The sequence below is a fragment of the Streptomyces sp. f51 genome (genome assembly GCF_037940415.1).
Classification (GTDB): Bacteria; Actinomycetota; Actinomycetes; order Streptomycetales; family Streptomycetaceae; genus Streptomyces.
This window is the reverse complement of the sequence record NZ_CP149798.1, coordinates 3223099-3235655: the sequence shown is the minus strand read 5'-3', so window position 1 is coordinate 3235655 and position 12557 is coordinate 3223099. Positions and strand designations below refer to the sequence as shown.

The 12557-nt window shown below is 72.9% G+C and carries 10 protein-coding genes; all 10 read left to right on the top strand.

Features of this window, described 5'->3' with window-relative positions:
• Window positions 1-28: 28 nt before the first annotated feature.
• The 10 genes from WJM95_RS14105 (at window position 29) to WJM95_RS14060 (ending at window position 12557) form a co-directional block, all read left to right on the top strand.
• Window positions 29-1153, top strand: coding sequence for a peptidoglycan bridge formation glycyltransferase FemA/FemB family protein (locus WJM95_RS14105; protein ID WP_339130026.1), 1125 nt, complete (start codon window positions 29-31; stop codon window positions 1151-1153).
• Window positions 1154-1289: 136 nt separating this feature from the next.
• A complete protein-coding gene (locus WJM95_RS14100; protein ID WP_339130025.1) occupies window positions 1290-2246 on the top strand; it encodes an EamA family transporter in 957 nt (318 codons plus the stop codon).
• Between the two features lie 158 nt (window positions 2247-2404).
• Complete coding sequence (locus WJM95_RS14095; RefSeq protein WP_339130024.1) at window positions 2405-3199, top strand: TIGR03084 family metal-binding protein; 795 nt, start codon at window positions 2405-2407, stop codon at window positions 3197-3199.
• The gene (locus WJM95_RS14090; protein ID WP_339130023.1) at window positions 3196-4869 is read left to right on the top strand and encodes an acyclic terpene utilization AtuA family protein; all 1674 of its coding nucleotides are present in this window, start codon (window positions 3196-3198) and stop codon (window positions 4867-4869) included. Before WJM95_RS14095 ends, WJM95_RS14090 begins: the two co-directional genes overlap by 4 nt.
• The gene (locus WJM95_RS14085) at window positions 4866-6464 is read left to right on the top strand and encodes a carboxyl transferase domain-containing protein (RefSeq protein ID WP_339130022.1); all 1599 of its coding nucleotides are present in this window, start codon (window positions 4866-4868) and stop codon (window positions 6462-6464) included. Before WJM95_RS14090 ends, WJM95_RS14085 begins: the two co-directional genes overlap by 4 nt.
• Window positions 6465-6472: 8 nt before the next feature.
• Complete coding sequence (locus tag WJM95_RS14080; protein ID WP_339130021.1) at window positions 6473-8353, top strand: biotin carboxylase N-terminal domain-containing protein; 1881 nt, start codon at window positions 6473-6475, stop codon at window positions 8351-8353.
• A 124-nt stretch (window positions 8354-8477) separates the two neighbouring features.
• Entirely contained in the window at window positions 8478-9638 is a 1161-nt protein-coding gene (locus WJM95_RS14075) for an acyl-CoA dehydrogenase family protein (protein WP_339130020.1), read from the top strand.
• Between the two features lie 17 nt (window positions 9639-9655).
• The gene (locus tag WJM95_RS14070) at window positions 9656-11221 is read left to right on the top strand and encodes a 4-coumarate--CoA ligase family protein (protein ID WP_339130019.1); all 1566 of its coding nucleotides are present in this window, start codon (window positions 9656-9658) and stop codon (window positions 11219-11221) included.
• On the top strand, window positions 11218-11952 hold the full coding sequence (locus WJM95_RS14065) for an enoyl-CoA hydratase family protein (RefSeq protein ID WP_339130018.1): 735 nt from the start codon (window positions 11218-11220) through the stop codon (window positions 11950-11952). Before WJM95_RS14070 ends, WJM95_RS14065 begins: the two co-directional genes overlap by 4 nt.
• The gene (locus tag WJM95_RS14060) at window positions 11940-12557 is read left to right on the top strand and encodes a TetR/AcrR family transcriptional regulator (protein ID WP_339130016.1); all 618 of its coding nucleotides are present in this window, start codon (window positions 11940-11942) and stop codon (window positions 12555-12557) included. The genes WJM95_RS14065 and WJM95_RS14060 overlap by 13 nt, the downstream gene beginning before the upstream one ends.

The window sequence follows — 12557 nt, the reverse complement described above, 5'->3', positions numbered from 1 at the left end:
GGCCGAAGGACTCCGAGGAGCGACACGCATGACTCTCCGCCTGAAGGCGATCACTCGCGACGAACACCTCGCGTTCGTCCGCTCGCGGCCCTCGGCCAGCCATATGCAGGTGCCGTCCTGGGGCGACGTGAAGCCGGACTGGCGTGCGGAGAGCCTCGGCTGGTTCGACGCGGACGGCCGGCTCCAGGGGGCCGGTCTCGTCCTGCTGCGCCCGCTGCCGAAGCTCAAGCGGTACCTCGCGTACCTGCCCGAGGGTCCCGTCATCGACTGGCACGCCCCGGACCTCGCCGAACGCTGGCTGCGGCCGATGGTCGCGCATCTGAAGTCGCGCGGCGCGTTCACCGTGAAGATGGGTCCGCCCGTGGTCACGCGCCGCTGGAGCGCGGACACGCTCAAGACGGCCATCGCCGATCCGGCGGCGCGGCGCCTGGGCGAGGTGACGGCGACCTCGCACGAACCGGGTGCCGCCGAGATCGCCGAGCGGCTGCGGGCGATGGGCTGGAAGCGGACCGAGCCGGGCGGCGAGGACGGCTTCGCGGCGGGGCAGCCGCGCTACGTCTTCCAGGTCCCCTTCGCCGGACGCTCCCTGGAGGAGATCCACAAGGGGCTCAACCAGCAGTGGCGGCGCAACATCAAGAAGGCCGAGAAGGCCGGCGTCGAGGTGGTCAGGGGTGGCTACGACGATCTGCCCGCCTTCCACGAGCTGTACGCGGAGACGGCGGAACGCGACCGGTTCATCCCGCGCCCGCTGTCCTACTTCCAGCGGATGTGGACCTCGCTGACCGCCGAGGACCCCGACCGCATGCGGCTGTACCTCGCCCGCCACGACGGGGACGTCCTCGCGGCGGCCACCATGCTGACCGTCGGCACCCACGTCTGGTACTCCTACGGCGCCTCCACCGGCCGCAAGCGCGAGGTCCAGCCCAACAACGCCATCCAGTGGCGCATGATGACCGACGCCCACGCGCTGGGCGCCGCCGTCTACGACTTCCGCGGGATCACCGACACCCTGGACGAGAGCGACCACCTCGTCGGCCTGCTGCGCTTCAAGGCGGGCGCGGGCGGCGAGGCCGCGGAGTACCTCGGCGAGTGGGACTTCCCCATCAACCGGGTGCTGCACAAGGCGCTCGACGTCTACATGGCACGGCGCTGACCCGGAACGGGCTCCTCGGGGTCTCAGCATCCAGGACAGCTACATAAGCGGTTCACACTCCTGACGAAGTCTCTTACCCTGGACTCGGCAGTACATCGTGATGCACACCCGACTGAGCCAGCCCCCAGGACCGCCCGTGAGCACCCCCAGCGCCACCACCACCTCGTCGTCCGCAGCCGGGACGGATCACGTCCCCGTGCCCGCGGGCGGCGCGCCCGGCCGTCTCGGCTCCCTCGGGCCCGTCGGGCTGGTGCTGGCCGGGGGCATCTCGGTCCAGTTCGGCGGCGCCCTCGCGGTGACCCTCATGCCGAGGGCCGGCGCGCTCGGGGTGGTGACCCTGCGCCTGCTCGCCGCGGCGGTGATCCTGCTCGTGGTCTGCCGCCCCCGGCTGCGCGGCCACTCGCGCGCCGACTGGGGGACGGTCGCCGTCTTCGGCATCGCCATGGGCGCGATGAACGGCCTCTTCTACGAGTCGGTCGCCCGCATCCCCCTCGGCGCCGCCGTCACCCTTGAGGTGCTCGGCCCCCTCGCCCTGTCGGTGCTGGCGTCCCGGCGCGCGGTCAACGCGGTCTGGGCGGGCCTGGCCCTGTGCGGGGTCTTCCTGCTGGGCGGCGGAGGGTTCGGCGACCTGGACCCGGTGGGCGCGGCCTTCGCGCTCGGGGCGGGCGCGATGTGGGCGGCGTACATCGTCTTCAGCGCCCGCACGGGCCGCCGCTTCCCGCAGGCCGACGGACTGGCGCTGGCCATGGCGGTGGCCGCGCTGCTGTTCCTGCCGCTGGGGATCGCCGAGTCCGGCGGCCGGCTGCTGCACCCGACCACGGTGGCCCTGGGCTCGGCGGTCGCGGTCCTCTCCTCGGTCCTCCCGTACACCCTCGAACTCCTCGCCCTGCGCCGGCTGCCCGCCTCCACCTTCGCGGTCCTGATGAGCCTGGAGCCGGCCATCGCCGCGACCGCGGGCTTCCTCATCCTCGACCAGTCCCTGTCCGCCACCCAGGCGGCCGCGATCGCCCTGGTCATCGGCGCGAGCATCGGCGCGGTCCGGACCCAGGTGGGCCGGGGCAGGGCGACGATCCCACCGGTCGACGCACCCTGACGGTCCCCGCGGCACATCGCGAGGCCAACCTCCCCATGGCGTCCCCCGACACTCCCCACGGCGTGTCCGGGGACGCTTTTCTTTCCCCTGGACCACCATGGGAAGAAATTGATGCAAGCACGCTTGATTGTTTCTGAGGCCGCTGACATGCTCCCCCCATGTCCGATCCGACGCCCGTGTTCGACGATCTGCGTGACGAAAGCGAAGAACTCGACCGGCTCGTGGCCGAGTCGAGCCCGCACCAGTGGGCGCTCCCCACGCCCGCGCCCCACTGGACCGTCGCCCATCAGATCGCCCACCTCGCCTGGACCGACCACTCCGCCCTCCTGTCCGTCACGGACGCCCGCGCCTTCCACGGCCTCGTGGAGAAGGCCCTCGCGGCACCCGGGACGTTCGTGGACGACGGCGCCGACGAGGGAGCCCGGCTTCCGTCCGCCGAGCTGCTGGAGCGATGGCGCACCGGGCGCGCGGCGCTGGACCGCGCCCTGCGCGCGTCCGTGCCCGGCACCCGCTTCCCCTGGTACGGCCCACCCATGTCGGGTGCCTCCATGGCCACCGGCCGACTCATGGAGACCTGGGCCCACGGCCAGGACATCGCCGACGCCCTAGGTGTGGTCCGGACCCCTACAGACCGCCTCAGGCATGTGGTCCGCATCGGTGTGCGCACCCGGGACTTCGCCTTCGGCGCGCACGGTCTCGCCGCGCCCGCCGAGGAGTTCCGGGTGGAGATCGCCGCCCCCTCCGGCGACCTGTGGACCTACGGCCCCGAGGACGCCCCCCAGCGGGTCACCGGCCCCGCCCTCGACTTCTGTCTGCTGGTCACCCAGCGGGCGAACCGCGCCGACGTCGCCGTGACCGCCGAGGGGCCGGACGCCGAGCGCTGGCTCGGCATCGCCCAGGCCTTCGCGGGCCCGGCGGGCGACGGACGCCCGCCGAAGGGGGCGGCGGAGTGACGCTGCGCATCGGCAACGCCTCCGGCTTCTACGGCGACCGCTTCGACGCGATGCGCGAGATGCTCACCGGCGGCGAACTGGACGTCCTCACCGGCGACTACCTCGCCGAACTGACCATGCTGATCCTCGGCCGGGACCGGCTGAAGGACCCCGCCGCCGGATACGCGCGCACCTTCCTGCGCCAGCTGGAGGACTGCCTGGGCCTCGCGCACGAGCGGTCCGTGAAGATCGTGACGAACGCCGGCGGCCTCAACCCGGCCGGGCTCGCGGACGCGGTGCGGACCCTGGCCGGACGGCTCGGCATCCCGGTGCGCGTCGCCCACGTCGAGGGCGACGACCTCACCTCCTCCCACCCGGGCAGCCTCGCCGCCCACGCCTACCTCGGCGGCTTCGGCATCGCCGAGTGCCTGTCGGCGGGCGCGGACATCGTGGTCACCGGCCGGGTGACCGACGCGGCCCTGGTCACCGGGCCCGCCGCCGCCCACTTCGGCTGGCGGCCCACCGACCTCGACCGGCTCGCGGGAGCCGTCGTCGCCGGACACGTGCTGGAGTGCGGCACCCAGGCCACCGGCGGCAACTACTCCTTCTTCGGCGAGGGCGACATCCGCCGGCCCGGCTTCCCGCTCGCGGAGATCCACGAGGACGGAAGCTGCGTCGTCACCAAGCACCCCGGCACCGGCGGGTTCGTCGACGTCGGGACGGTCACCGCCCAGCTGCTGTACGAGACCGGGGGCGCCCGGTACGCGGGGCCCGACGTCACCGCCCGCCTCGACACCGTACGGCTGAGCCAGGACGGACCCGACCGGGTGCGGATCGAGGGCGTGCGCGGCGAGGCCCCGCCCCCCACGCTCAAGGTCGGCCTGAACAAGCTCGGCGGCTTCCGCAACGAGGTCACCTTCGTCCTGACCGGACTCGGCGTCGAGGCCAAGGCCGCGCTGGTGCGCGAGCAGATGGAGGACGCGCTCGCCAAGTCGCCGCCCGCGCAGACGCGGTGGGAGCTGGTGCGCACCGACCGGCCCGACGCGGACACCGAGGAGACGGCCAGCGCCCTGCTGCGGCTCGTCGTCCGCGACCCCGACCAGGCCACCGTGGGGCGCGCGCTCAGCGGTGCCGCCATCGAGCTGGCCCTCGCCAGCTACCCCGGCTTCCATGTGGTGGCCCCACCGGGGAAGGGCGCGCCTTATGGGGTCTTCGAGGATGTGTACGTCCCCCAGGGCTCCGTCGACCATGTGGCCGTCCTCCACGACGGAAGCCGGCTCTCGGTGATCCCGGCCCAGGACACCCGCGTACTCGACGACGCACCCGTACCGCCCCTCCCGGAACCCCTGCCTGCCGGGCCCACCCGCCGCGCCCCCCTCGGCCTGGTCGCGGGCGCCCGCAGCGGCGACAAGGGCGGCAACGCCAACGTCGGCGTCTGGGTCCGCACCGACGAGGCGTGGCGCTGGCTCGCCCACGAGCTGACGGCCGACCGCTTCCGGGAACTGATCCCGGAGAGCCGGGGGCTGACCGTCGTCCGGCACCCGCTGCCCCACCTCCGAGCCGTGAACTTCACGGTCGAGGGAATCCTCGGCGAAGGCGTCGCCTCCCAGGCCCGCTTCGACCCGCAGGCTAAGGCCCTCGGCGAATGGCTCCGCTCCCGTCACCTGGAAATTCCGGAGGTCCTCCTATGACGGTCCTTTCGTCCGCCCTGGACGTGGGCGGCCAGGACTACCGGGCGAACCGCGAGGCCATGCTCGCCAAGCTCGCCGGCCTGGACACCGAGCACGCCAAGGCCCTCGCGGGCGGCGGCGAGAAGTACGTCGAGCGGCACCGGGGGCGCGGCAAGCTGCTCGCCCGCGAGCGCATCGAGCTGCTCCTCGACCCGGACACCCCGTTCCTGGAGCTGTCCCCGCTGGCCGCCTGGGGCAGCGACTACGCCGTCGGCGCCTCCCTGGTCACCGGCATCGGCGTGGTCGAGGGCGTCGAGTGCCTGATCACCGCCAACGACCCGACCGTGCGCGGCGGCGCCAGCAACCCGTGGAGCCTGAAGAAGGCGCTCCGGGCCAACGACATCGCCCTCGCCAACCGGCTGCCCTGCATCAGCCTGGTCGAGTCCGGGGGCGCCGACCTGCCCTCCCAGAAGGAGATCTTCATCCCCGGGGGCGCGATCTTCCGGGACCTCACCCGGCTGTCGGCGGCCGGGATCCCCACGGTGGCCGTGGTCTTCGGCAACTCCACCGCCGGAGGCGCGTACGTCCCCGGCATGTCCGACCACGTGATCATGGTCAAGGAGAAGGCGAAGGTCTTCCTCGGCGGGCCGCCGCTGGTGAAGATGGCCACGGGCGAGGAGAGCGACGACGAGTCGCTGGGCGGCGCGGAGATGCACGCCCGCGTGTCGGGCCTCGCGGACTACTTCGCCGTCGACGAGCGGGACGCGCTGCGCCAGGCCCGCCGGGTCGTCGCCCGGCTCAACCACCGCAAGGCGCACGGCGATCCGGCCCCGGCCGAGCCGCCCAAGTACGACGAGGACGAACTGCTGGGCATCGTCCCCGGCGACCTGAAGCACCCCTTCGATCCGCGCGAGGTGATCGCCCGGATCGTCGACGGCTCGGACTTCGACGAGTTCAAGCCGCTGTACGGGACGAGCCTGACCACCGGCTGGGCGAGCCTGCACGGGTATCCCGTCGGCATCCTCGCCAACGCGCAGGGCGTGCTGTTCAGCGCCGAGTCGCAGAAGGCCGCCCAGTTCATCCAGCTCGCCAACCAGCGCGACATCCCGCTGCTCTTCCTGCACAACACCACCGGCTACATGGTCGGCAAGGAGTACGAGCAGGGCGGCATCATCAAGCACGGCGCCATGATGATCAACGCGGTGAGCAACTCGCGGGTGCCGCACCTGTCGGTGCTCATGGGCGCCTCCTACGGCGCCGGGCACTACGGCATGTGCGGGCGCGCCTACGACCCGCGGTTCCTGTTCGCCTGGCCCAGCGCCAAATCGGCCGTGATGGGACCGCAGCAGCTCGCGGGCGTCCTGTCGATCGTCGCCCGCCAGTCGGCCGCGGCGAAGGGCCACCCGTACGACGACGACGCCGACGCGGCGCTGCGCGCCATGGTGGAGCAGCAGATCGAGTCCGAGTCGCTGCCGATGTTCCTGTCCGGGCGGCTGTACGACGACGGGGTCATCGACCCGCGCGACACCCGCACCGTCCTCGGCCTGTGCCTGTCCGCGATCCACACGGCGCCCTTCGAGGGCGTGCGCGGTGGCTTCGGCGTCTTCCGGATGTGAGGGATCACGTGATTTCGAGTCTGCTGGTCGCCAACCGGGGCGAGATCGCCTGCCGGGTCTTCCGCACCTGCCGCGAGGCCGGGGTGCGCACCGTCGCGGTGTACTCGGACGCCGACGAGAACGCCCTGCACACGCGCGAGGCCGACGCGGCGGTACGGCTGCCGGGTGCGACGCCCGCCGAGACGTATCTGCGGGGTGATCTGATCGTGCGGGCCGCGCTGGAGGCGGGCGCGGACGCCGTGCACCCGGGGTACGGGTTCCTGTCGGAGAACGCGGACTTCGCGCGGGCGGTGACCGACGCGGGTCTCGTCTGGGTCGGGCCCTCCCCCGAGGCGATCGAGGCGATGGCGTCCAAGACCCGGGCCAAGAAGCTGATGGGGCTCGAACCGCTGGAGCGGGTCACCGAGGCCGACCTTCCCGTGCTGGTCAAGGCCGCCGCGGGCGGCGGCGGCCGCGGGATGCGGATCGTGCGCGAACTGGCCGACCTGGACGCCGAGCTGGAGGCGGCCCGGGCGGAGGCGCTGAGCGCCTTCGGCGACGGCGAGGTGTTCGTCGAGCCGTACGTGGAGGGCGGCCGGCACGTCGAGGTGCAGATCCTGGCCGACGCGCACGGCACGGTCTGGCCGCTGGGCACCCGGGACTGTTCCCTCCAGCGCCGTCACCAGAAGGTGATCGAGGAGGCACCCGCACCCGGACTCGGGGACGAACTCACGCGGAAGCTCTACGAGTTGTCCGTGCGGGCCGCCCGCGCGGTGGACTACGTCGGCGCCGGCACGGTCGAGTTCCTGGTCGCCGGCGGCACCGCGCACTTCCTGGAGATGAACACCCGGCTCCAGGTCGAACACCCGGTGACGGAGGCGGTGTTCGGGGTCGACCTGGTGGCGCTTCAGCTGCGGGTCGCGGAGGGGGAGCGGCTGGAGAGCGAGCCCCCGCCCGCCCGGGGCCACGCGGTCGAGGCCCGGCTGTACGCCGAGGACCCGGCGGGCAACTGGGCGCCCCAGACCGGCACCCTGCACCGGATCGCGGTCCCGGACGCCGTCCGGCTGGACACGGGCTTCGCCGACGGCGACACGGTCGGCATCCACTACGACCCGATGCTCGCGAAGGTCGTCGCGCACGGCGCCACCCGCGCGGAGGCGGTGCGGAAACTGGCCGGTGCCCTGGAGCGGGCCACGGTCCACGGCCCGGTCACCAACCGGGATCTGCTCGTACGGTCGCTGCGCCACGAGGAGTTCGCCGGGGCCCGGATGGACACGGGCTTCTACGACCGTCACCTCGCGGCGCTGACCGAGCCCTCCCCGGACCCGCACGCCCCGCTGGCCGCCGCCCTGGCCGACGCGCAGGGGCGCTCGCGGTTCGGCGGCTGGCGGAACCTGGCCTCGCAGCCGCAGGTCAAGCGCTACCGCGCGCACGGCACCGAGCACGAGGCCCGCTACCGGCACACACGGGAGGGGTTCGCGGCCGACGGGGTGCGCGTGCTGCACGTCGACGCGGGCCGTGTCGTCCTCGAAGTGGCGGGCGTGCGGCGGACGTTCGAGGTCGCGCGGTACGACGACGGCCGGATCTTCGTGAACGCGACCGCGCTGACCGAGCTGTCCCGCTTCCCCGACCCGTCCGCGGACCGGGCCCCCGGCTCGCTGCTCGCTCCGATGCCCGGCACCGTGGTCCGGGTGGCCGAGGGGCTGGCCGAGGGCGCCGTCGTGCGGGCCGGGGAGCCGCTGCTGTGGCTGGAGGCGATGAAGATGGAGCACAGGATCTCGGCGCCGACGGCGGGCACGCTCACCGCTCTGCACGCCGTCCTCGGACAGCAGGTGGAGGTGGGCGCGCTGCTGGCCGTCGTGACGGAGGAGCCGCCGCCCGGGGAGGCCCCGGCGGACGCCGCCGGGTGAACCGGCGCGGGGCACCTCGCGCACTTCTCGTACCTCGCCGACTCCTCACGCCTCACGCACCGCTCGTACTTCTCGCACCCCTCGTACTCCCGCACCTTCCTTACCTCCGTACCGAGGAGCCCTCATGAGCCCTGTCACCGAGACCGACGAACACAAGGCGCTCCGTTCCGCGGTCGCCGCCCTCGGCAAGCGCTACGGCCGCGCGTACCTCACCAAGGCCGTCGCCGAGGGCGGTCACCCCGACGAGCTGTGGGCCGAGGCGGGCAAGCTCGGCTATCTCGGCGTGAACCTCCCCGAGGAGTACGGCGGCGGAGGCGGCGGCATCGCCGAACTCTCGATCGTCCTCGAGGAGTTGGGCGCGGCCGGCTGTCCGTTGCTGATGCTCGTCGTCTCGCCCGCCATCTGCGGCACGGTCATCGCCCGTTTCGGCACCGAGGAGCAGAAGCGGGCGTGGCTGCCGGGACTGTCGGACGGCACCCGCACGATGGCGTTCGGCATCACCGAGCCCGACGCCGGATCCAACTCGCACCGCATCACCACCACCGCCCGCCGCGACGGCACCGACTGGGTCCTGAACGGCCGCAAGGTGTTCATCTCCGGCGTCGACATCGCCGACGCGACGCTGATCGTGGGCCGTACCGAGGACGCGCGCACCGGCAGCCTCAAGCCCTGCCTGTTCATCGTCCCGCATGACGCCGAGGGCTTCGGGCGGCGGCAGATCGACATGGAACTGGCCAGCGCGGAGAAGCAGTTCGAGCTCACCCTGGACGAGGTGCGGCTCCCGGCCGACGCCCTGGTGGGCGACGAGGACGCGGGGCTGCTCCAGCTGTTCGCCGGGCTCAACCCGGAGCGGGTGATGACGGCCGCGTTCGCGATCGGCATGGGCCGCTTCGCGCTCGCCAGGGCCGTCGAGTACGCGCGCGAGCGCACCGTCTGGAAGGCGCCGATCGGCGCCCACCAGGCCATCGCCCACCCCCTCGCGCAGGCCCACATCGAGCTCGAACTGGCCCGGCTGATGATGCAGAAGGCCGCGTACCTGTACGACATCGGCGACGACATCGGGGCCGGGGAGGCCGCCAACATGGCCAAGTACGCGGCCGGGGAGGCCTGCGTACGGGCCGTGGACCAGGCGGTGCACACCCTCGGGGGCAACGGCCTCACCCGGGAGTTCGGCCTCGCCTCCCTGATCACGGCGGCGCGCGTGTCTCGCATCGCGCCGGTCAGCAGGGAGATGATTCTCAACTACGTCTCCCACCAGACCCTGGGCCTGCCCAAGTCGTACTGAGCGCTCTAGGAGGAACCGTGTTCCGCAGCGAGTACGCAGATGTACCGGCCGTCGAGGAACCCATCCACGAGGCCGTCCTCGGCCGTGCCGCCGAGCGCGGCGAGACGCCCGCGCTCGTCGACGGCGTCGACGGCACCACGCTCACCTACGCACAGGTCGACCAGTACCACCGGCGGCTCGCCGCCGCGTTCGCCGAGTCGGGACTGCGCAAGGGCGACGTGCTGGCCCTGCACAGCCCCAACACCATCGCGTTCCCGGTGGTGTTCTACGGCGCCACCCGGGCGGGGGCGTCGGTCACGACCGTGCACCCGCTCGCCACGGCCGAGGAGTTCGCCAAGCAGTTGCGGGACTCCTCGGCCCGCTGGATCGTGACCGTCTCGCCGCTGCTGGAGACGGCCCGCCGGGCCGCCGAACTCGCGGGCGGCGTACGGGAGATCTTCGTCTGCGACCAGGCGGAGGGCCACCGGTCCATGCTCGACCTGCTGGGCAGCACCGCGCCCGAACCGCAGGTGGACATCGACCCCGTCGAGGACGTGGCGGCGCTCCCGTACTCCTCGGGCACCACCGGCGTCCCCAAGGGCGTGATGCTCACCCACCGTTCCATAGCAACCAACCTCGCCCAGCTCTCGCCGGCCATGCCGATGGACACGGACGACCGCATCCTCGCCGTGCTGCCGTTCTTCCACATCTACGGACTCACCGCCCTGATGAACGCGCCGCTGCGGCAGGGCGCCACCGTGGTCGTGCTGCCCCGCTTCGACCTCGACACCTTCCTCGCCGCCATCCAGAAGCACCGCATCACCGGCCTGTACGTGGCGCCGCCGATCGTCCTGGCCCTCGCCAAGCACCCCGCCGTCGCGGAGTACGACCTGTCGTCCCTGAAGTACATCCTCTGCTCGGCCGCGCCCCTGGACGCCGCGCTCGCCGCCGCCTGTTCGGCCCGGCTGGGGCTGCCGCCGGTGGGCCAGGCCTACGGCATGACCGAACTGTCGCCCGGCACGCACGTGGTCCCGCTGGACGCCGAGAACCCGCCCCCGGGCACGGTCGGCAAGCTCGTCGCGGGCACCGAGATGCGCATCGTCTCGCTCGACGACCCGGACAAGGACGTCGGCGTCGGAGAGCCCGGCGAGATCGTCGTCAGGGGACCCCAGGTCATGAAGGGCTATCTCGGCCGCCCCGACGCGACCGCCGCGATGATCGACCCGGACGGCTGGCTGCACACCGGGGACGTGGGCCATGTGGACGCCGACGGCTGGCTGTTCGTCGTGGACAGGGTCAAGGAGCTCATCAAGTACAAGGGCTTCCAGGTCGCCCCCGCCGAACTGGAGGCACTGCTGCTCACCCACCCCGGCATCGCCGACGCCGCCGTCATCGGCGCCTACAACGAGGACAACAACGAGGTCCCGCACGCCTTCGTGGTGCGCCAGCCCTCGGCCGCCGACCTCTCCGCCAACGAGGTCATGCTGTACGTCGCCGAGCGCGTCGCCCCGTACAAGCGGGTCCGTCTGGTCACCTTCATCGACGCCGTCCCGAGGGCTGTCTCCGGGAAGATCCTGCGCCGCGAACTGCGAGGCCTTTCATGACCGTCGTCCGCACCGAACACGAGCGGGGCGTCACCACGCTCACCCTGGACTCGCCCGCCACCCGCAACGCCCTGTCGGCCGTCCTCGTGGGCGAGCTCGCCGACGCCCTGACCCGCTGCGGCAAGGACGGCGACGTACGCGCCGTCGTCCTGACCCATACAGGGAACACCTTCTGCGCGGGCGCCGACCTGCGCGACCCGCCGCCACCGGAGGCCTTCGTCGGTCTGCTGCGCCGGATCGTCGAGCTGCCCAGGCCCGTCGTGGCCCGCGTGGAGGGACACGTCAGGGCCGGCGGCCTCGGGCTGCTCGGGGCCTGCGACATCGCGGCGGCGGGCCCGGCGGCGAGCTTCGCCTTCACCGAGGTACGGATCGGGGTCGCCCCCGCCGTCATCTCCCTGCCGCTGCTGCCGCGCACCGACCCGCGCGCCCTGGCCCGCTACTACCTCACCGGCGAGCGCTTCGACGCCGCCGAGGCCGTGCGCACCGGGCTCCTCACGGCGGCCGGGGACGACGTGGACGCCGTACTGGCACCCGTGCTCGACGGGCTGCGCCGGTCGGCCCCCGAAGCCCTCGCCGAGACGAAGGCGCTGCTCACGGCTAAGGTGCTGGAGACCTTCGACCGCGACGCGGCGGACCTGACCGCGCTCTCGGCCCGGCTGTTCTCCTCGCCGCAGGCCCGCGAGGGGATGACGGCCTTCCTCGAACGACGGGATCCCGCATGGGTGGTGTGAGCGCGACGGAACACGCGGCACGTACTCCGCACGTCCCCAAACAGGACCGCAGCCGGGCCACCCGGCAGCGGCTCCTGGCCGCCGCCGTGGCCTGCCTCGCCGAACACGGCTGGGCGGGCTCCACGGTCTCCGTCGTCGCCGAGCGCGCCGGGGTGTCCCGGGGCGCCGCCCAGCACCACTTCCCCACCCGCGAGGACCTCTTCACGGCGGCCGTCGAGTACGTCGCCGAGGAACGTTCCACCGCCCTGCGGGACCTCTTCCCCGACGGGCCCGCGGACCGGCGTGCCGTCGTCGCCGCGCTCGTCACGCTCTACACCGGACCGCTGTTCCGTGCCGCCCTGCATCTGTGGGTCGCGGCCTCGAACGAGGACCAGCTCCGCGCGCGGGTCACTGAGCTCGAAGGCCGGGTGGGGCGCGAGAGCCACCGGATCGCGGTGGACCTCCTGGGCGCGGACGAATCCCGGCCCGGGGTGCGCGAGACCGTGCAGGGCCTGCTCGACATGGCGCGCGGCCTCGGCCTCGCGAACCTGCTCACCGACGACACCGCGCGCCGCGAGCGGGTCGTGGCGCAGTGGGGCGCGATCGTGGAGGAGACGCTCGGCTGA